Here is an 18,872-nt window from a genome sequence, read left to right as displayed (position 1 = left end):
ACATGCACCATTTTGTCTACAATGGCCAGCCGGCCAGAGTGATTTTCGGGTCGGGAACGCTGGCCCAGCTTCCTGCGGAAGTCGATCGTCTCGGGGTGAAGCGGGTCTTAGTGCTGGCGACACCGCCGCAGGCCGAGGATGCGGAGAAGCTTTCCGCGATGCTTGGCGCGCGTTCGGTCGGGGTCTATTCCCGCGCGACCATGCACACGCCGGTCGACGTGACCGAGGACGCGATGAGGGTCGTGGCCGAGAAGAAGGTCGACGGCCTGATCGCGGTCGGCGGTGGATCGACCACTGGGCTGGCCAAGGCGATCGCGCTGCGGACCGACCTGCCTCAGATCGTCGCCCCGACCACATACGCGGGATCGGAAATGACGCCGATCCTGGGCGAGACCAAGGACGGGCAGAAGGTCACGCAGAGCAGCCCGAAGATTCTTCCTGAGGTCGTCATCTATGACGTGGACCTCACGCTCACGCTCCCCGTCGGCATGTCTGGCACCAGCGGCATGAACGCCATCGCCCATGCGGTCGAGGCGCTCTACGCCAAGGAACGGAACCCCGTTGTCTCCCTGATGGCGCTGGAGGCGATCCGGGCCCTGGCGCGCTCGCTGCCGCTGATACATGACGATCCGTCCGATCGCTCCGCGCGCAGCGACGCTCTCTACGGCGCGTGGCTCTGCGGCATCTGCCTGGGTTCGGTCGGCATGGCCCTTCATCACAAGCTCTGCCACACGCTGGGCGGCTCGTTCGATTTGCCACATGCGGAGACCCACACGGTAGTCCTGCCGCACGCGCTCGCCTACAACGCGCCCGCTATCCCCGAAGTGATCGAAAAGCTTCGGGACGTGCTTGGTCATCAGGACCCGGCCACGGCGCTTTTCGAACTCGCCGGACGGATCGGAGCACCGAGGTCCCTGCGAGAGATCGGGATGCCGGAACACGGTGTCGAAGTGGCGACCGAACGCGCCCTGGCCAACCCGTACTGGAACCCCCAACCATTGGAGCGCGACGGCATCCGCGCGCTGATCGCCCGCGCCTATGCGGGCGACGCTCCGGCCATTTGATGCCGAGCAATTCGAGCCGAGGAGGATAGAGAATGTCTGAGATGAGCAAAGCCGAAGGCTCGAAGCCAAAATATCCGTATTTCGCGGAGGAGACCTCGGTCGACGTCGTGAACGCAAGAATGGGGCCGGACGTCGATCCGCGCCTTCGCGAGGTAATGTCCGTCCTGGTAAAGCACCTCCACGCCGCGATCAAGGAAATCGAGCCCTCGCACGAGGAATGGCTTCAGGGCATCAAATTCCTCACCGAGGTCGGGCAGATGTGTTCGGATTGGCGTCAGGAGTTCATCCTGCTCTCCGACACTCTTGGCGTCTCGATGTTGGTCGATTCCATCAACCACCGTCGCCCCAGCGGTGCGACGGAGAACACGATCCTCGGACCGTTCTATGTACCAGCTGCTCCGCGCTACGCCAACGGGACCAACATTTGCCTGGACGGAAAGGGAGAGCCGATGGTCGTGCGCGGACATGTCCTCGACACAGATGGCAAGCCGATCGCCGGCGCGCTCGTCGACGTCTGGCAGACCAACGACGACGGGTTCTATGACGTGCAGCAGAAGGACGTTCAGCCCGACTGGAATCTTCGCGGCGTCTTCACCACAGAAAGCGACGGCTCTTACTGGTACCGGGCGGTCAAACCCCGTTACTACCCAATCCCAGACGATGGTCCGGTGGGTAAACTACTGGGTCACCTTGGCAGACATCCCAACCGAGCCGCGCATATCCACTTCATCGTGACCGCCCCCGGCTATGACCCGGTCATCACCCACATCTTCACCCCCGACTGCCAATACCTGGCCGAGGACTCGGTTTTCGGCGTGAAGGACTCGCTGATAGCGGACTTCGAGAAGGTGACCGATCCCGCACGGGCGTACGAACTCGGCTTTGAAGGCTCGTTCTGGTCGGTCGACTGGAACTTCGTGCTCGCCGCCAAAAATGACGCCGCCAAGGAGAAATGACGATGCCGCAACTCACCTTCGAGCTTCCCGACACCGTCGTGGTGACAGGGGCATCGTCCGGCCTCGGCCATGAACTTTGCAGCCTTCTCGTCGAGGCGGGTGTGGCCACGGTCGGCGTCGATATCGCAGCCGCTCAGGACGACCTGGCCGCGCTCGCGGGGTATCACCATGTTGCTGGGGATGTCGCTGGAGAGACGACCTGGGAGAAGGTCGTCGCCGATCTGAGGTCTTCTGGCGCGAAGCGCATCGGCCTTGTGACATCTGCAGCCATCCTAGACGTCGGCACGATCTTGGACGCCACACCTGCGATCATCTCCCGGGCGCTTAACGTAAACGTCGTGGGCACTGCCCTGGCGATCAAATCCCTACTGCCGCTGATGATCGAGGCCCATGATGGCGCGATCGTGGCTGTGGCCAGTGTCAACGCCACTTTGGCGGAACAGCAACTTGGCATCTACAACGCCACGAAAGCAGCGGTGCGACAGTTGGCCCGGACGGTCGCGGTAGACCATTCGCGCAGCGGCGTCCGTGTCAACGTCCTCAGCCCGGGTCCGATGATGGCAGGTCTTTTCAAACGCCACCTCGAATCCGCCACCGATAGCGACAAGTTCCTGGCAACCCGATCGGCACGCCAGCCCGGCGGCCGCATCCTGGAGGCACGCGAAGTCGCCCAGGCCGCGATGTTCCTGTTGTCGAGTGGCTCGACGGCGGTCCTTGGCGCTGACCTCGTCGCCGATGGGGGACTGACCACGAGCTTTGATTTCCGAACTGGGGAGGAAGGCGCTTCGATCTGACGCACCCGCGATATTGAAACGTTCCTATGGGAGAGAGAAATGGAAACTGGACTCAAGGGTAAAATTGTCTTCATCACGGGTGCCGCCAACGGCATCGGTCGTGCGACAGCGGTGGCGTTCGCACGGGAAGGCGCAACGTTGGGCCTCGTAGACATCGACGAGAAGGCCATGGCCGAGGTCAAGGTCGAAGTCGCCGCGGTGGGCGGAACGGCCCATACTGCAAGGGCAGACCTGTCCACCGGAGCCGGAGTATCGGGGGGCCTGGACGAATTGCTCAAGGCGACGGGCGGTGCCGTCGACGTGCTCGTGAACAATGTCGGCTCGGGCGCGATCCGCACCTTTGACCAGCTCACCGACGAGGAATGGGAAAAGACCTTCTCCCTCAATTTCATGAGCTACGTTCGCGCGACCCGGAAGCTGCTTCCGATCCTCCGCGAGCGCAAAGGGGTCATCGTCAACAACGCTTCCGATCTCGCCCGTCAGCCCGAACCCGTGCCGATCGACTACTCGGCGTCGAAGGCCGCCGTGCTCGCCCTGACCAAGGGCCTCGCGCGCGCCGAGGGCAAGGCAGTGCGGGTCAACGCTGTCGCGCCGGGACCAATCTGGACTCCGTTCTGGACCAAGCCGGGCGGCTTCGCCGAGACGATGGGCGCGTTCCACAAGATGGAGCCGCAGGCGGCTGTCGAGCACGAGATGAAGCTGCGGCAGCTTCCCCTCGAACGTCTCGGCACGCCCGAAGAGGTCGCCAACGTGGTGGTCTTCCTAGCGTCCGACCTCGCCAGCTTCGTCACGTCTTCGGTTTGGGGCGTGGACGGCGGCAGCATCCGCTCTATCTAAACCCACTCATTGTATAACTCTAGGCTACAATGTTGATCTCTGCGGCGTAATTTATCGCGCCAGAGCTTCAGTGTAGAAAAGGTCATCTAAAACGAAGGCGGCGCGATGTCGTCAGGAGATTAATGGAAATGACTGGGAAAAACGGCATCGAGTTGCTGGCGGCGTTCTTCACACTCGGAGGCGACGTCTATCCGTTCGGTCCGACCGAAATCAGCCCGATCCCCTTCAAGGAGCGCGTCGAGGCGGCCGCCAAGGTTGGCTACAAGGGCATGGGCCTTATCCACGCCGATGTCCAAGCCACGGCCGCCCAGATCGGCCTCAAGGAAATGAAGCGGATCGTCAATGACAACGACATCAAATACCTCGAGTACGAGTTTCTCTCCGGCTGGTATTTGGACGGTGAGCGCCGGGAGAAGTCGGACGTCATGCGGACGGAGATGCTCGAGGTGGCCCAGGGTCTCGGCGTCCGCAATCTCAAGATAGCGCCCGGCCTCGGAAGCGATCTATACGCTCCGACCGAAGCGGAAATGACGCCCGACGTCGACCGCATGCGCGACGCGTTCGCCGGAGTCTGCAGTGACGCCGCCGAGTACGGCGTCAGGGTCGTCATGGAGATCATGCCGTTCTCCAACGTCCGGACGCTGGAAGTGGCGCGCGCGATCGTAGAAGGTGCCGACCAGCCCAACGGCGGCTTGCTCATCGACATCTGGCACATGGCCAGGGGCGGCATTCCCTACAAGGACATCGAGGAGATTCCGTCCAGGTTCATCGGCTCGATCGAGCTGGACGACGCCGACGCCGATGTGAAGGGCCTCCTGTGGGAAGACACCATCTATCATCGCCGCCTGCCGGGCGAAGGCGTGCTCAAGCCGAAGGAATTCATCAAGGCCGTCCAGAACGCCGGCTACGAAGGTCCCTGGGGTGTCGAGATCATCAGCGAGACCTATCGCAAACTTCCGCTCGCCGAACAGGCGAAGCGCTCGTTCGAAACCACCATGGCCCAGTTCAAGTGACGTCCGAGGAAAGCACGATGAAATACTCCACCGAAAAGCGGATGCTGTGGCTGTCCCAGGTCCGCAGCGTGCCCTATCGGAAGCGCGTCGAACTCGCCGCCAAGAACGGCTTCGGCTGGCTCAGTACCTCGCCGATGGACTACAAAAACTCGCGCGCGGGCGGGCTGTCGGATCAGGACATCCGTTCGATAGCCGCCGACAACGGCGTCAAGCTGAGCTACCTTGACCCTCTCACGAGCTGGGTTCCCGATGGCCTTACTCCCGGCGAAGACCCCGACATCAAGCCCTATCTCGATACGACGCCAGACGAGTTCTTCCGGATCGCCGAGGCCCTGCAGGTCGACCGCATCCACCTGATCGGAAGCTTTCCGGAGGGTCGTTACACCCTCGACGAGCTGACCGGCCACTACGCGGTGATGTGCGACCGCGCTGCGGAGAACGGTCTAAAGTGCCTGATCGAAGCCATGCCGCTGTGGGGTCTGAAGACCGTGGACGAGGTCTGGACGATCGTCAGAGACGCGGGACGGAAGAACAGCGGCATCATCTTCGACACTTGGCACTATGTCCGCGGCGGCCGCAACGATGCGCTCCTCAAAGAAATTCCGGTCGGAACCTTCGACACCGTTCAGATCGCCGATGGTCCCCTTGTTTGCCCGCCGAGTCGTTCGATGAAGCGCGACTGCCTCTCCTATCGGGTGCCGATCGGTCAGGGAGAAATCCCGAACCTCGAAATCCTGAAAATTCTCAAAGACGCCGGGCATATCGAAAACGTCGGTCCCGAAATCTTCTCCGACGAGCTCGACAAGCTCGAGGGCGACGAAATCATGTCGCGACTAATGCCGGGCTTCGAAGCCCTTCTCGAAGAACTCGACAAGGCATGAACCAAAAACCGTGACTGACCATGTGAGGCTGGACGCTGCAGCCACCGAAGAATTCGAGGAACTCACCAAGATGGGAAACGACCATCCGAAGATGCTCATCCGGATGGCCGATGTTTACCTCGACGACCAGACCTGGCGCTCCGGCGCTCAAAGGACACATCACTGAGGAGGAAGAACATGAGTAGGCTTCAAGGTAAGGTAGCGATCGTCACAGGAGCGGCACAGGGCATCGGTCGCGCCGTCGCCGAACTGTTCGCCACGGAGGGCGCGCAGGTAATCGCCGGAGACGTCAAGCAGCAGCCAGTGGCCCTCGCCGGCATTGTGAACCAAGACCTGGATGTCTCCGACGAAGCCAATTGGAAGGCCGTGATCGACTTCACGCTCCATGCCCATGGACGGATCGACATCCTCGTGAACAACGCCGGCATCGTCTTCAATTACGGGCAGGTACTCGACACCAGCCTTGCCGATTGGAACAAGGTGATCGGCGTCAATCTGACCGGATCGTTCCTGGGAATGCAGGCGGTGCTTCCGGCGATGCGCAAGGCCCGCTCGGGATCGATCATCAATTTCTCCTCGATCTGGGGGAACGTCGGCGTGCCGGGTGCCGCCGCCTACAACGCTGCCAAGGGCGGCGTCCGCAACATGACCAAGAACGCCGCTGTGTCTTATGCATCCGACAATGTCCGCGTGAACTCCGTGCATCCCGGTCTCATCCGTACCCCATTGGTCACAGCCCAGTCTGAGGAGATGAACAACGGCATCATCGCGAATACGCCGATGGGCCGTATGGGCACCCCGGAGGAAGTCGCGCAATGCTGCCTCTTCCTGGCGAGCGATGACTCTTCGTTCGTCACGGGAAGCGAGCTGGTCGTCGACGGCGGCTATCTCGCGCAGTAATCACCGAACCCAAGGATACCAAATGGACGGGATGAAGAGCCAGCCCTATCGAAACGACGATCGAGCACGGCGGACGCTGTAAGACCTATCTCATCGTCCCCAAGCAGTAGATGCGGGCGTTGAGCGAGGGCTCGTATCTCGAACACTCGAATCCGTCTCCGAGTTCGACATCGCGGCTGGCACCCTCTGGAGCCCCAACGGCACAACACCCATGAGTACAATTGCATACTCACGAGAAAGGGAAAGCGCATGCCTCAAGACCGCAGTGGGCCAACTCGAGCCATGGCCTTAGGTCTCTGAAGCGCCAAAAGCAGTCATCGTCACGGAATTGCTTGGGGCTGGAAGCACCTGGTTCGTATCTGCTCAATCAGAGTCGACTTGTCCGACTGACAGACTCGGCGGTAAAGCCGAGAGGTGCCCACTTTGGCGTCGTTCCGACGCGGCGCTCGCCCAAGGCATCGGTCAGCTCGTTTTTGGGAATGGCTGTCGGTTGCATCGCAGGAGCTGGTCACGCGTAGTCTTTGACGGCCAACGCGCCACGTCGGCCAGGTTTAAGAGGCCGATGGAAAACCCAAGCTGCCACTAAGGCAGACTGAGCTTCGCCATCCGGCCACCATCAACGGTCCACACCTGTCCCGTGACGAACGACGACTCCGCTGATGCCAACCACGCAACAAGGCTTGCCACCTCCTCGGGCTTGCCTGTTCGCCCGACAGGGTGGATTTTCCCGATGTTTTTTCGAAAGGCGTCGGGATCGGGCATGCTCTCGATAAACTCGACGTTCAAGTCCGTGTCGATCCAGCCAGGCGCGACGGCGTTGCAACGGACACCCTCGGCGCTGTGATCGATCGCGATGGCCCGGGTCAAGCCGTGTACGCCCGCCTTGGACGCACAATAGGCGGCATGTTTCGGATTGGAGCCCAAACCTTCGATCGATCCGATGTTGACGATCGTCCCACCCGCGGCACGGAGGTGCGGGAGCGCCGCCTTGATCAGCATGAAGGGCGTCGTGAGGTTGACAGCGATCGTCCGCTCCCAATCGGCGAGGCTCATGTCCTCGGCGAGCGCCTCTTGCATGACCCCTGCATTGTTGACCAGTACGTCGAGCTGTCCAGCCGAAGCGATCACCGAATTGATCGCGTTTCCGGCGTCGGCGGGGACAGTGAAGTCCACCGCGATAGACTCGAACTCGTTGTCATCGCCACGCTGCGCGGTGAAAACGCGGGCACCTTCGTCACGAAGTCTCCGCGCGATGGCTTGTCCGATGCCGCTCCGTCCGCCCGTCACCAGAGCAACTTTTCCTACAAACCTGTTCATCCGACTGGCTTTCCACCATTAACTTCGACCAGCGATCCGCACATGTAGCGCGCTGCATCAGATGCGAGGAAGACCACGACTTCGGCGATGTCCTCGGGTTCCGCAATCCGACCCAGCGGGACGGTCTTGCCGAGTTCGGCGACAGCCGTGTCCGGATCGAAACCGCGCTTTGCGAAACCTGTGCGCAGCATCGGCGTATTGACCTCGTTCGGGCAGACCGCATTCACCCGGATGTTCTGATGAGCATGGTCCATGCCCATGCATTGGGTCAACGAGGCGATGGCGGCCTTCGTCATGCAATAGACGGCATGGTTGGGGCCCGGCCGCACGCCCCAGCACGAGGACACGTTGACGATCGCGCCGCCGCCGCGGTCGGCCATGATGGGGATTGCCGCCCGGCAGACCCTGAAAGGCGCTTGGACGTTGACGCCGATCGACAGGTCCCAGTCGGCATCGGTCGTTGCGGTCACCGAGCCACGCGTGATGACGCCCGCATTGTTGATGACGATATCGAGGCCGCCGAGGGCTTCGAATGCCGCTTGCGGCAGGCCGTCCGCATAAGCGGCCTCAAGCAGATTTCCTTGTATGTGAGCCTCGGCGTCGATGCCCGCGACATCGCGGTCGGCGACGGCGACACGTGCACCCGCCGCGCGCAGTTGCTTGACGATCGCCGCGCCGATTCCACCCGCCGCGCCCGTTACGAGCGCCGTCTTTCCTCGGAAATAGGTCATTTCTTCCTTCTTGGGGTTCAATTGAGTATCGACCGTTGGCTTCCGGGTGTGTTGCCGAAATGGTCGCGATAGACTTTCGAAAAATGCGACGTGGACACAAAGCCACACGCCATTGCGATGTCGGTGAGAGCCTGGTCCGATTGAACGATCAGGTTTCTCGCCCGATGCAGACGGAGCTCCATGATGTACCGTTTAGGCGTCGTGTTGAGATACCGTTCGAACATGCGTTCCAACTGCCGTGCCGAGATGCCCAGCCTGCGCGCCAGCTCGGCACTGCTCAATGGAGATTCGATATGTTCCTCCATGAGACGGATCGCTTCGCCAACACGGCTGTTTCGCAGACCATACCTGGATCGGATCGAGACCTTTTGTGTAGCGCTACCGTCCCGTACTGCGTTGTAGACCATCTGGTCAGCCACGGCCGCGGCGAGATCGCGCCCATGGTCTCGCGCGATCATGTGGAGCATGAGATCGGCAACGGCCGCGCCGCCGGACGCGGTCACGAATTTCTCGTCCGCGACGAAGACGGACTTGATGAGATTGACCGATGGAAACCGCTCGGCGAAGATATCGTGATACTCCCAATGCACGGCCGCCCGACGATCGTCCAGGAAACCAGCCTCGGCGAGCACATACGCACCGGAGCAGATAGCTCCGATCTGGGTTCCATGTGCCCTCTCGCCGCGGAGGTAGCAAAGAAGCTCCGGCGTCGCATGGTTCTGCACGTTTATCCCAGAAACGATCATGAGCCTGTCGGCTCGACCCAACGGTGCGAGACCATGATCGACGAGCGTGACCGCTCCGTTCGAGCATTTGGCGGCGCGTCCATCGACCGACGCAAGCCGCCAGCGATAGAGATCGCGGTCGGCCATCAGATTGGCTATGCGGAGCGATTCCACCGCGTTGGAGAAGGCCAGATGGGTGAAGTCTTCGACGAGTAGAAAGACAAAGTTGGTGGTTTGGCTCATGACCGTCATCCTATGCGGGGCGCTCGATGCGGAGCGCCCCGGCGGTTGACGATTACTTGGCGGCGGCGCGGGCGGCGGCAAGCCAGCTGTCATAGAGGTCCTGGTGGGCCTTGATCCAGTCATCGACATGGCGGTCGATGTCGGCCGAGGTCTTCTCACCATCAGTGATCAGCTTGTTCTCGATCGAGATGTCGTTGATGTCGAGCTTGGCAACTTCGAACAGCTTTTTGGCGGCTGGATTGGCGGCGAGGAAGTCGTTGCGGGCGACGACGCCGATATTGTCGACGGCAAAGCCCAGGTTCTTGCCGTTGAATTCGGTATTCGCCTTGGCGTTGTCAGGTAGCGAGGTGTAAGGCACGCTCAACCATTCGACATCTCTGCCGGGGACGAGGACGCCGGAGACCCAATAGGGTGTCCAGGTGTAGTAGAGGATCGGCTTGCCAGTCTTGAAGCGGGCGATTTGGTCGGCAATCATGGCCTGATATGCGCCCTGATTGTGAGTGACCATGTCGCGGAGCTTGTATTCATCGAGTTCATGCTCGATCACGCGCTCGCAGCCCCAGCCCGGAATGCAGCCCGCAAGATCGGCCTTGCCGTCGCCATCGGAGTCGAACGAGGCCGCCACTTTCGGGTCCTTGAGCTGGCTCAGGTCGTGGACGCCGGAGTCATAGGTCTTCTTGTCGATCAGGTAGCCCTGAAGCGCGCCGGCGATATAGTTGCCGACACGGCTCATCACCTTCTCGCCACCAGCCTCCTCAAAGAACGGTTTGTGCAGGGTCTCCCAGCTGACAGCCGTGAAATCGGCGTCGCCCGAACCGATCGCGACGTGGATTGTCTGGTATTCCGCTTCATTCGGCGTCGCGATTGTGTAGCCGAGGTCTTGGAGCGCGCGGAACAGAATCCGGTGCTGGAAGAATTCCTCGATCTGCGTCGGCATCATTGGACGTACGGTGACGCCTTCGCCCGGCTTGTCATTGGCCAGGACAGGCTGTGCCATGAGTGCCAGCGCCATTGCCCCTGCAGTGAATAGTTTTCTCATTGTCTTACTCCCAGTTGAAGTTCATTCCCGAGAACGACCTAGTTCTTTCGGTCGATCAGTTGCGCGACCAGGCCGATCGGGCCTGTCCGCCACCAATTTCTGTGCCCTCGCTCACGGCCGGAGCGGCCGAGGCCTTGGGTAATGCGGTCTAGGACGATGGCCAGCATTACTATGCCGAGGCCGCCGACGATCGCCTTGCCTGCATCAAGACGGCCCATCGCGCGCAAGACCTCGTTGCCGAGGCCGCGCACCGAGATCATCGATGCGATGACCACCATTGAGAGGCTGAGCATGATTGTCTGGTTGAGCCCGGCGAAGATCGTCGGCGTCGCCATGGGCAGCTCGACCTTGAACATGATCTGAGAGGGCGTAGCGCCGAACGCGCGCGCGGCCTCTACGACGCTCTGGTTCACAGATCGGATGCCAAGCGATGTCAGGCGGATCAGCGGTGCCAACGCGAAGATAATGGTGACGATGACGCCCGCGACGTTGCCGATGCCGATCAGCATGACAACGGGGACGAGATAGACGAAGGCCGGAATCGTCTGCATTGTGTCCAGGATAGGACGCAGGACGGCTTCAAACCGGTCGCTCTTCCCGGCCAAGATGCCAAGGGGCAACCCGATCACGACGGCAAGGACTACCGAAGCCACGACGATCGCCAAAGTCGTCATGGCGAGCGGCCACGCGTCGGGCGACAGCAAGCCGAGGACCGTGAGGGCAACGGCGACATAGATCGCCGTCCGGCGACCCGCAGCTTGCCAGGCAATGAGCACGACGATGAAAATCATGACCAACGGCGGCACGGCGATAAAAGCACGCTCGATGCCCTGGATCAGACCGTCGAAAAAGAACTTGAATGGCTGAATCGCTTCACGATGTTCGATCGCCCATTGCTTGATGCCGTCGGAGTGCTCGGCGATGCCGAGGTCGATGCTTGAGAATGGGTCAAGCCAGTTGAATCCCTGTCCATCGGCCATCAATGAGCCCCCCGCTTGTCGGATCGTCTTTCACCGTTTCCTTGAATTCCCCGCAACAAGGCGTCCTTGGTGACGACGCCGATGTCCTGTTCGCCGTCTCTGACCAGGATCGGATGATTGGTGCCGATCGATAGGTCGACAAGGGTGTTCAGTTTGTCCTCGGGACGAGCAACTGGCCAAAGTGCGACATCCTGACTAGGATTGCTCTGGCGATACTGCTCCAAGCTCTGCATGACCTTCGCCGCGGTAACGAGGTCGAGTTTCGAAATGCCGCCCACGAAGTCGGCGACATAGTCGTCCACAGGGTTGGTGACGATCTCTTCCGGCGTTCCGATCTGAACCAGAACGCCATCCTTCATGATGGCGATGCGGTCGCCGATGCGGATCGCCTCGTCCAGATCGTGGGTTATGAAGAGCGTTGTCTTGTGGAGTTCGGCCGAGAGCTGCATGAACGTTCCTTGCAACTGGTGGCGGATGAGGGGATCGAGGGCAGAAAACGGCTCGTCCATGAGAAGGATCGATGGGTTGGCGGCGATGGCGCGCGCCAGGCCGACACGCTGTTGCATGCCACCGGAGAGTTCGTCAGGATATTTCAGGTCCCAGCCAGTCAGCTCGACGGATTCGATGGCTTCCCTTGCCACCTTGTGGCGCTTCTCCTCCGGGACACCGCGAACTTCGAGCGCGAACCCGACATTGTCGCGAACATTGCGATGCGGCATCAGCGCCATGCTCTGGAAGACCATGCCGATCTTCTCGGCTCGGAGCTGCCGCAGCTCCCTGGCACCCATGGCGTTGACGTTCCGGCCCTCGATATAGACCGCACCGTCTGTCGGCTCGATGAGGCGGTTGATGTGGCGAATCAGTGTGCTTTTGCCCGAGCCAGACAGGCCCATGATGCAGAAGATTTCGCCGCGGCGGACGCTAAAGCTAGCGTCGCGGACGCCAACAACGCAATCAAGCTTGTCGCGAACATCCGTCTTGGAGAGCTGCCCGCTCTTGACGGCCTTGATGGCTTCTTTCGCCCGCGCGCCGAAAACCTTCCAGATTCCCTCGCATCGGATGACGGCTTCCTGAGACTCACCACCCATTCGCCAGTTCCCCATCGTTAAGTAGCTTTTCGTCTTACAACATAAATTTTCATTGTAGACAACATGTATTATGATCGGCTACAAAGAATCTAGTAAAGGGCACAGGAACGAAACCCTGTGGAGGAAACCCCGATGAATCGCGAACCCAAGCGCAACAAGTTGAACTGCCTCGAAGACCTTCGCCGCCGCATCCTCACGGAGGCGCTGGAGCCCGGCAGCTATCTCGACGAGACGGAAATTGCCGAAGCCTACGGCCTCTCACGCCCGCCCATCCGCGAGCTTCTTCGCCAGCTCGCTGGCGAAGGTTATGTGATCCTGCACGAGAATCGCGGTGCGCAAGTCGCGCCGATGACGCACAAGACCCTGCGCAACTTTTTCATCGCCGCGCCGATGATCTATGCCGCGATCGGTCGGCTCGCCGCGCAGAACGCCACCAACGCGCAGATCATGCGCCTCAAGGACACGCAGCTGCTTTTTCGTGCCGCGATCCGGGAAAAGAACACCGAGCAGCGCGCGCTTACGAATGAGCGCTTTCACTCCATCATGGGCGAGATGGCCGACAACGAATTCCTGATGCCAAGTCTTCGACGTCTTTTGATCGACCACACCCGCATCGGCATGACGTTCTACAGCCCGCGCAACCCCGGGCTGGCGGACCAGCGGGTCACCGCGGTCGAGCAACACGATCAGTTCATCGAGCTGATCGAAGCGGGCGACACCGAAGCGTGTGCCGACCTCGCCGTCGCGCATTGGGAGCTGTCACGCGCCCAAATCGAAAGTTTCGTGACACCCGCAAGCGTCTTCGCACCGCTGGGGCGTGTGCCTGACAGCATAGCCTAAGGAGAATGAAATGAAGTTCGAGGGCATATATACGCCTGTCATCACGCCCTACCGGGATGACGGCTCTATTGATCGCGATGCTTTTGCAAAGATGGTCGAATACCTGATTGCGTCCGGCGTCCAAGGCATCATCAATGGCGGATCGACAGGCGAGTATTATGCCCAGTCCATGGAGGAAAGAGTCGAGCTCGCGACGCTCGCCAAGGAGATCATCGGTGATCGTGTTTCCCTCATCATTGGTACAGGGGCCATCCGGCTGCCCGACTCCGTCGCCATGGCAGAGACGGCCGCGAAAATCGGCGCATCGGCCATTCTTGTTGGATCGCCGCCATATTCCGTTCCGACGGAACGTGAGAATGCGCTGAACGCGCTGGCGATCGACCGCGCCGCAGACCTGCCGATCATGCTCTACAATTATCCCGGCCGCATGGGCATCAACATGGGCGAGGAGTTTCTCGACCGTGTCGGCCGCAGCCGGAACTTCTGCGCCATCAAGGAGAGCTCGGGCGACATCAACCGCGTCCACCTGCTAGCCCGCGACTACCCCCACATCCAGATGTCGTGCGGCATGGACGACCAGGCACTGGAATTCTTTGCCTGGGGCGCGCGCAGCTGGGTCTGCGGCGGTTCCAACTTCCTACCCAAGGAGCACATCGCGCTCTACAAGGCCTGCGCCGTAGAGGGCAACTTCACCAAGGGCCGACGGATCATGTCGGCGTTGATGCCTTTGATGCGAGTCCTCGAACAGGGCGGCAAATTCATCCAATGCATCAAGTACGGGTGCGAAATGGGAGGCCTCTACGCTGGGCCTCCGCGGCCTCCTTTGAAGGCCCTGAATAAGGACGACATGCGCCAGCTTGAGCAGGTGGTGCGTGTCCTCAAACGCACGATCGCCGAAATTGAAGCGGAGGCATGACAATGGCCACTCTACTGACCCACGACGAGTACAAGGCCATTGCCGCCAAGCTCGAATTCCCCACCCAGGCGTTCATCGACGGCAGTTTCCGTCCAGCCATGTCGGGAAAGACATTCGAAACGACCAATCCCGCCACCGGAAAAGTGCTCGCGAAGGTCGCCGCGTGCGGAGCGGAAGACGTCAATTTCGCCGTCGAGAAAGCGCGTGACGCCTTCGAGGACGGTCGCTGGTCGCGTCTGCATCCAGGCGAACGCAAGGAGGTCTTGCTTCGCCTCGCCAAGCTCATCAAGCGCAACGCGCGCGAGCTGGCCGTGCTCGAAAGCCTTGACAGCGGCAAGACCATCTATGACTGCGAAAACGTCGATGTCCCGGAAACCGTTCACTGCATCAAGTGGCATGCGGAACTGATAGACAAAATCTACGACCAGGTTTCCCCGGCCTCCGACAACCACATCGCCGTGATCGTCCGGGAACCGGTCGGCGTCGTCGGCCTCGTGTTGCCGTGGAATTTCCCGCTCCTGATGCTCGCCTGGAAGATCGGCCCCGCTCTGGCTGCGGGGAACTCCGTCATCGTCAAGCCGGCCAAGGAAACCACGCTGACGGCTCTGCGTGTCGCTGAACTCGCCATGGAAGCCGGAGTGCCCGCTGGCGTGTTCAACGTCCTCCCCGGCGGTGGGGCTGATGTCGGTGAGCCGCTTGGTCTGCACATGGACGTCGATATGGTGTCCTTCACGGGCTCGACCGACACGGGTCGTCGCTTCCCGAAATATTCGGCCGACTCCAATCTCAAGGAAATCACCCTTGAGATGGGCGGCAAGAACCCGGCCGTCGTCCTTAACGACGCCGAGAACCTCGATCGTGTCGCGGCCCATATCGTCAACGGTGCCTTCTGGAACATGGGCGAGAACTGCTCCGCGTCGTCACGCCTTATCGTCCAGCGCGGCATCAAGGACGCGTTGATCAAGCGTATCGTGGCCCATGCCCGCGAGTGGCCGATGGGTGATCCCCTCGATCCGGTCAACCGCGTCGGCGCGCTCGTTTCCAAAGCGCATTTTGAGAAGGTGTCTTCCTATCTCGAAAAGGGCCAGAAGGTCCTGCTTGGCGGCAAAGCCAAAAACGGCTTCGTTGAGCCGACGATCATCGATGTCGCCGACCGTGACGCCAAGATCGTGCGCGAGGAGGTCTTTGGCCCGGTTCTCGTCGTCCTAACGGTCGAGAGCTTCGAGGAAGCCATCGCACTCGCCAATGCCACCGAGTACGGTTTGGCGGCTTCGATCTACACGGCCAACGCCAAGCGGGCGATCCGCGGCGCGCGCGCCATCCGGGCGGGGACGGTCACAGTCAACTCGTTCGGTGAAGGCGATATCTCGACGCCCTTCGGCGGCTACAAGTCCTCGGGCTTCGGCGGCCGCGACAACGGTATCCACGCCCACGACCAGTACACCCAGATCAAGACGATCTGGCTCGATCTCACCGACGATGCAGACGAGGCAGTCGCGTGACAATTCACAAGGCCGAGAGGCTGCCGATCCAAAGAGGACCAGCTGCCTGGAACGCGATCCTTTCGCGCCAGGCAGGGTCTGCCTCCATTGAAGGCGACATCACCGTTGATGTCGCCATTGTCGGCGGTGGATTTGCAGGCCTCTCGGCCGCGCGGCGCTTGCGCCAGCTCGATCCTACGATCCGCGTCGCCGTGCTTGAAGCGAGCGGTTTGGCGGAAGGCGCTTCCGGACGCAATTCCGGCTTCATGATCGACCTGCCGCATGACTTGCAATCCGACGACTACGCCGGGAAAGGTGTCGCCGCCGACAGGGCGATGACCCAACTGAATCGCTCGGCCATCTCCTTCGCAAAAGACGCGGTCGACGACTACGCCATCAACCCGGCCTATTTCGATCCCGCTGGGAAGATCAATGGCGCGGCGACCGAGACCGGCCGCAAACTCAACATCAGTTATGCCGAACACCTCACCGAGCTCGGCGAGGCTAACGAAATGCTCGACGCGAAAGCGATGCACGATGTTACGGGTAGTCGTTACTACACGGCTGGTCTCTATACGCCCGGAACAGTGATGCTGCAGCCTGCCGGATATATCCGCGGTCTTGGGGCTGGGCTTCGCCGTGACGGTGTTTGGGTACTTGAGGACACGCCCGTCACCGCGGTCAAGAGAGCGGGATCGGCCTGGGAGCTTTCGACGGCGAAGGGCAAGGTAACCGCCGCGAAGGTCATCATGGCGAACAATGGCCACCTCGAAAGCTTTGGCTTTGCGCGCCGCCGGCTGATGCACGTATTCCTTTATGCGTCGATGACAGTGGAGCTCGACAAGACGACGCTTTCGAAGCTTGGTGGGCAACCGCGGTGGGGGGTCACCCCGTCCGATCCAATGGGCACGACCATGCGCCGGATCGACAATGCGCAGGGTGGTAATCGAATCGTCACGCGTACCTGCGCCAGCTTCATTCCCGACATGATCCCCTCGAACGCGGGAGTCGCCCGGGCTGCCAAGGTCCATCGCCGCAAGTTCGCCGACCGCTTTCCCACCATCTCCGACGTGCCCATGGAATATAGCTGGGCAGGTCATCTCTGCATGAGCTGGAATGGTGTCGCGGTGATGCGCGAGCTGGAGCCAGGCCTTTTTTCGGCCTGCGTGGACAACGGTCTGGGCACTGTGCGGAGCACCCTAACTGGCATCGGGGCCGCCGACCTTGTCATGAATCGGCCGTCGGAGATTTCGGCGCACTTCCTCACCGAGGCTGAGCCTTCCAAGATCGTTCCTTCGCCCTTCGCGAAGATCGGCGCGAACCTTTACTTCCGCTGGAAAGAGTGGTTGGCGCGAAAAGAGTGATTGCGTGTTCACGACCTGTTTTGACGTCGCTTTTCGACGTGGACAGTTCGGAAAATCGACTGCCGGACTTCGAGGATCGCCGCACAACTCTACTTCATTTTTTTGGAGACAAGCCGATGAGCGAACTAGCAGTCCGAACTCGCGCCGGGGGCCGCGATGCCCGCCGCACGCTCCGCAACGCGCCCGACTTCGCCATGCTCCCGGCGCTCCACCGCAGACTCCCCGTCACCGAGCTCATGGATGAAGAGCACGTCGTGAAGATCGACGACGCGTCTATGTCCATCCTTGAAGAGGTTGGCGTCGTTTTCCGTGACCCCATTGCCCTGCAGCAATGGAAGGAAGCTGGTGCCGACGTTCGGGGCGATCGTGTCCACCTGGACCGTGCCTTGGTGCGGCAACTGATCTCAACCATACCGTCCGGCTGGACGTATGCCGCCCGAAACCCGGAGAGGAGCCTACCCTTCGGAGGCAAGAACTCGATCTTTGTGCCGATGACCGGAGCTCCATTTATCCGCGACCTGGAAGACAAGCGCCGCTGGCCGACGATCGCCGACCTCAACACGTTCCACAAGCTGGCCCACATGTCTCCGGCGCTGCATTCGACCGCGCATCACATCGTCGAGCCGATGGACATGGTGGTGAGCCACCGCCACCTGGCGATCACCTATTCGTCGATGAAATATTCCGATAAGACCTTCATGGGCATGACGACGTCGGGCAAGAACGCCGAAGACGTCATGGACATGTGCGAAATCCTGTTCGGCAAGGAGATGATGGAAACGACGCCTGTGGTCACTGGCAACTGTAACGGCAACTCGCCGCTGGTGTGGGACGAGACCATGCTGTCGGCGATGCGCGCCTTCTGTGTCCGCAACCAGCCCGTCCTTTGCTCGCCGTTTGTGCTTGGGGGAGCCAACACCCCGGCTTCGGTCGCCCCAGCGGTGGCGCAGCTGAACGCCGAAGCTCTGTCGGCGCTCGCCTATACCCAGGTCATCCGCAAGGGTTGCCCCGCGATCTACGGCCACTATCTCTCGACGGTCTCCATGAAATCAGGTGCGCCGATGGCGGGCACGCCGGAAATCTCGCTGATGAACTTCATGATCGGCCAAATGGCGCGGTACTACAATGTTCCTTGGCGGACATCAAACCTGCTCGGCGGCGCAAAGACCTTTGACGCTCAGGCTGGATACGAAAGCGCCATGACCATGAACGCCGTGTTGCACGCTGGCGCGAACTATATCTGGCATTCCGCCGGCTGGAACGAAGCGGGCATGCACTGCTCGATCGCCAAGTTCGTCGTCGACGCCGAGATGTGCGCCATGGGCTACCGCATGGCCGAAGGCGTCCGTTGGGACGATTTCGACGAGGCAATGGCGGCCGTCCGCGATGTCGGCCCCGGAGGACATTATCTCGGCCACCCCCATACCCAGGCGAACTTCCAGCGAGCCTTCTTCATGCCGAAGATGTTCAACAACGACTCTATCGAGCAATGGCAGGCCGAGGGTAGCGTCGAGATCACCGAGCGCGCACTCCAGCATGCGAAACGTCTGCTAGACGATTACGTCGAACCGAAACTGGACGAAGGCATCGACGAGGCACTGCGCGACTACATGGAGCGCCGCAAACGGGAAATCCCGGCCGTCGATGAGCTCAACACCGAACACTGATTCACGATGTTCCCCTGACTTGGCCGTCTTCTCCTG

19 protein-coding genes are annotated in these 18,872 nt (G+C 60.9%); 13 read left to right on the top strand and 6 right to left on the bottom strand.

What is annotated here, in order from left to right; genetic code table 11:
* The first annotated feature begins 2 nt into the window (after positions 1 to 2).
* From ACSQ26_RS04835 to ACSQ26_RS04800, 8 genes are all read left to right on the top strand, one after another.
* Positions 3 to 1,064, top strand: coding sequence for a maleylacetate reductase (locus ACSQ26_RS04835; RefSeq protein ID WP_436006812.1), 1,062 nt, complete (start codon positions 3 to 5; stop codon positions 1,062 to 1,064).
* Positions 1,065 to 1,096: 32 nt separating this feature from the next.
* Positions 1,097 to 2,020 carry an intradiol ring-cleavage dioxygenase gene (locus tag ACSQ26_RS04830; protein WP_436006811.1) on the top strand — a complete coding sequence of 308 codons (924 nt, stop codon included), beginning with the start codon at positions 1,097 to 1,099 and terminating at the stop codon, positions 2,018 to 2,020.
* 2 nt (positions 2,021 to 2,022) lie between these two features.
* Positions 2,023 to 2,814: an SDR family NAD(P)-dependent oxidoreductase gene (locus tag ACSQ26_RS04825; protein WP_436006810.1), complete on the top strand. Its 792-nt coding sequence runs from the start codon at positions 2,023 to 2,025 to the stop codon at positions 2,812 to 2,814.
* Positions 2,815 to 2,853: 39 nt separating this feature from the next.
* Positions 2,854 to 3,651, top strand: coding sequence for an SDR family NAD(P)-dependent oxidoreductase (locus ACSQ26_RS04820; protein ID WP_436006809.1), 798 nt, complete (start codon positions 2,854 to 2,856; stop codon positions 3,649 to 3,651).
* A 128-nt stretch (positions 3,652 to 3,779) separates the two neighbouring features.
* Positions 3,780 to 4,664 carry a sugar phosphate isomerase/epimerase family protein gene (locus ACSQ26_RS04815; protein ID WP_436006807.1) on the top strand — a complete coding sequence of 295 codons (885 nt, stop codon included), beginning with the start codon at positions 3,780 to 3,782 and terminating at the stop codon, positions 4,662 to 4,664.
* Positions 4,665 to 4,681: 17 nt separating this feature from the next.
* Positions 4,682 to 5,545 carry a sugar phosphate isomerase/epimerase family protein gene (locus tag ACSQ26_RS04810; protein ID WP_436006805.1) on the top strand — a complete coding sequence of 288 codons (864 nt, stop codon included), beginning with the start codon at positions 4,682 to 4,684 and terminating at the stop codon, positions 5,543 to 5,545.
* A 10-nt stretch (positions 5,546 to 5,555) separates the two neighbouring features.
* Positions 5,556 to 5,711: a hypothetical protein gene (locus ACSQ26_RS04805; RefSeq protein ID WP_436006803.1), complete on the top strand. Its 156-nt coding sequence runs from the start codon at positions 5,556 to 5,558 to the stop codon at positions 5,709 to 5,711.
* 11 nt (positions 5,712 to 5,722) lie between these two features.
* Positions 5,723 to 6,445 (top strand): SDR family NAD(P)-dependent oxidoreductase, encoded by a 723-nt coding sequence (locus tag ACSQ26_RS04800; RefSeq protein WP_436006801.1) that lies wholly within the window; start codon positions 5,723 to 5,725, stop codon positions 6,443 to 6,445.
* Positions 6,446 to 7,027: 582 nt separating this feature from the next.
* On the opposite strand, the gene ACSQ26_RS04795 is transcribed toward ACSQ26_RS04800, so the two are convergent.
* From ACSQ26_RS04795 to ACSQ26_RS04770, 6 genes are read right to left on the bottom strand one after another with little or no spacing between them, the layout of a single operon-like run.
* Positions 7,028 to 7,762 (bottom strand): SDR family NAD(P)-dependent oxidoreductase, encoded by a 735-nt coding sequence (locus ACSQ26_RS04795; protein WP_436006799.1) that lies wholly within the window; start codon positions 7,760 to 7,762, stop codon positions 7,028 to 7,030.
* A complete protein-coding gene (locus tag ACSQ26_RS04790; protein ID WP_436006797.1) occupies positions 7,759 to 8,493 on the bottom strand; it encodes an SDR family NAD(P)-dependent oxidoreductase in 735 nt (244 codons plus the stop codon). Before ACSQ26_RS04790 ends, ACSQ26_RS04795 begins: the two co-directional genes overlap by 4 nt.
* 17 nt (positions 8,494 to 8,510) lie before the next feature.
* A complete protein-coding gene (locus tag ACSQ26_RS04785; RefSeq protein ID WP_436006795.1) occupies positions 8,511 to 9,461 on the bottom strand; it encodes a GlxA family transcriptional regulator in 951 nt (316 codons plus the stop codon).
* Positions 9,462 to 9,513: 52 nt separating this feature from the next.
* Positions 9,514 to 10,500 (bottom strand): glycine betaine/L-proline ABC transporter substrate-binding protein ProX, encoded by a 987-nt coding sequence (gene proX / locus ACSQ26_RS04780; RefSeq protein WP_436006793.1) that lies wholly within the window; start codon positions 10,498 to 10,500, stop codon positions 9,514 to 9,516.
* Positions 10,501 to 10,538: 38 nt separating this feature from the next.
* Positions 10,539 to 11,480 carry an ABC transporter permease gene (locus ACSQ26_RS04775; protein ID WP_436006791.1) on the bottom strand — a complete coding sequence of 314 codons (942 nt, stop codon included), beginning with the start codon at positions 11,478 to 11,480 and terminating at the stop codon, positions 10,539 to 10,541.
* Positions 11,480 to 12,568 carry a quaternary amine ABC transporter ATP-binding protein gene (locus ACSQ26_RS04770; protein ID WP_436006789.1) on the bottom strand — a complete coding sequence of 363 codons (1,089 nt, stop codon included), beginning with the start codon at positions 12,566 to 12,568 and terminating at the stop codon, positions 11,480 to 11,482. The genes ACSQ26_RS04775 and ACSQ26_RS04770 overlap by 1 nt, the downstream gene beginning before the upstream one ends.
* Positions 12,569 to 12,700: 132 nt before the next feature.
* Between ACSQ26_RS04770 and ACSQ26_RS04765 the strand changes: the two genes are divergently transcribed.
* The 5 genes from ACSQ26_RS04765 to ACSQ26_RS04745 all read left to right on the top strand — a co-directional run bounded on the left by ACSQ26_RS04765 (position 12,701) and on the right by ACSQ26_RS04745 (position 18,836).
* Positions 12,701 to 13,408, top strand: a complete 708-nt coding sequence (locus tag ACSQ26_RS04765; RefSeq protein WP_436006787.1) for a GntR family transcriptional regulator — start codon at positions 12,701 to 12,703, stop codon at positions 13,406 to 13,408.
* A 10-nt stretch (positions 13,409 to 13,418) separates the two neighbouring features.
* Entirely contained in the window at positions 13,419 to 14,324 is a 906-nt protein-coding gene (locus ACSQ26_RS04760; protein WP_436006785.1) for a dihydrodipicolinate synthase family protein, read from the top strand.
* A gap of 2 nt (positions 14,325 to 14,326) precedes the next feature.
* The gene (locus tag ACSQ26_RS04755) at positions 14,327 to 15,826 is read left to right on the top strand and encodes an aldehyde dehydrogenase (RefSeq protein WP_436006783.1); all 1,500 of its coding nucleotides are present in this window, start codon (positions 14,327 to 14,329) and stop codon (positions 15,824 to 15,826) included.
* Entirely contained in the window at positions 15,823 to 17,169 is a 1,347-nt protein-coding gene (locus tag ACSQ26_RS04750) for an NAD(P)/FAD-dependent oxidoreductase (RefSeq protein WP_436006781.1), read from the top strand. The genes ACSQ26_RS04755 and ACSQ26_RS04750 overlap by 4 nt, the downstream gene beginning before the upstream one ends.
* A gap of 116 nt (positions 17,170 to 17,285) precedes the next feature.
* Entirely contained in the window at positions 17,286 to 18,836 is a 1,551-nt protein-coding gene (locus tag ACSQ26_RS04745; protein ID WP_436006779.1) for a trimethylamine methyltransferase family protein, read from the top strand.
* The last annotated feature ends 36 nt before the right edge of the window (positions 18,837 to 18,872 follow it).

Origin of the sequence: Rhizobium sp. LjRoot254 (assembly GCF_964254105.1) — a bacterium.
Taxonomy (GTDB): Bacteria; Pseudomonadota; Alphaproteobacteria; order Rhizobiales; family Rhizobiaceae; genus Rhizobium_E.
Note: the sequence above shows the minus strand (reverse complement) of the source record. Positions and strands in the feature narration are given on the sequence as shown.

Coding starts and splice junctions, on each gene's coding strand:
- ACSQ26_RS04815 (WP_436006807.1), top strand. CDS start 3,780: ATGACTGGGAAAAACGGCATCGAGTTGCTGGCGGCGTTCTTCACACTC.
- ACSQ26_RS04835 (WP_436006812.1), top strand. CDS start 3: ATGCACCATTTTGTCTACAATGGCCAGCCGGCCAGAGTGATTTTCGGG.
- proX (WP_436006793.1), bottom strand. CDS start 10,500: ATGAGAAAACTATTCACTGCAGGGGCAATGGCGCTGGCACTCATGGCA.
- ACSQ26_RS04760 (WP_436006785.1), top strand. CDS start 13,419: ATGAAGTTCGAGGGCATATATACGCCTGTCATCACGCCCTACCGGGAT.
- ACSQ26_RS04795 (WP_436006799.1), bottom strand. CDS start 7,762: ATGAACAGGTTTGTAGGAAAAGTTGCTCTGGTGACGGGCGGACGGAGC.
- ACSQ26_RS04790 (WP_436006797.1), bottom strand. CDS start 8,493: ATGACCTATTTCCGAGGAAAGACGGCGCTCGTAACGGGCGCGGCGGGT.
- ACSQ26_RS04765 (WP_436006787.1), top strand. CDS start 12,701: ATGAATCGCGAACCCAAGCGCAACAAGTTGAACTGCCTCGAAGACCTT.
- ACSQ26_RS04825 (WP_436006810.1), top strand. CDS start 2,023: ATGCCGCAACTCACCTTCGAGCTTCCCGACACCGTCGTGGTGACAGGG.
- ACSQ26_RS04785 (WP_436006795.1), bottom strand. CDS start 9,461: ATGAGCCAAACCACCAACTTTGTCTTTCTACTCGTCGAAGACTTCACC.
- ACSQ26_RS04810 (WP_436006805.1), top strand. CDS start 4,682: ATGAAATACTCCACCGAAAAGCGGATGCTGTGGCTGTCCCAGGTCCGC.
- ACSQ26_RS04745 (WP_436006779.1), top strand. CDS start 17,286: ATGAGCGAACTAGCAGTCCGAACTCGCGCCGGGGGCCGCGATGCCCGC.
- ACSQ26_RS04770 (WP_436006789.1), bottom strand. CDS start 12,568: ATGGGTGGTGAGTCTCAGGAAGCCGTCATCCGATGCGAGGGAATCTGG.
- ACSQ26_RS04820 (WP_436006809.1), top strand. CDS start 2,854: ATGGAAACTGGACTCAAGGGTAAAATTGTCTTCATCACGGGTGCCGCC.
- ACSQ26_RS04775 (WP_436006791.1), bottom strand. CDS start 11,480: ATGGCCGATGGACAGGGATTCAACTGGCTTGACCCATTCTCAAGCATC.
- ACSQ26_RS04800 (WP_436006801.1), top strand. CDS start 5,723: ATGAGTAGGCTTCAAGGTAAGGTAGCGATCGTCACAGGAGCGGCACAG.
- ACSQ26_RS04755 (WP_436006783.1), top strand. CDS start 14,327: ATGGCCACTCTACTGACCCACGACGAGTACAAGGCCATTGCCGCCAAG.
- ACSQ26_RS04830 (WP_436006811.1), top strand. CDS start 1,097: ATGTCTGAGATGAGCAAAGCCGAAGGCTCGAAGCCAAAATATCCGTAT.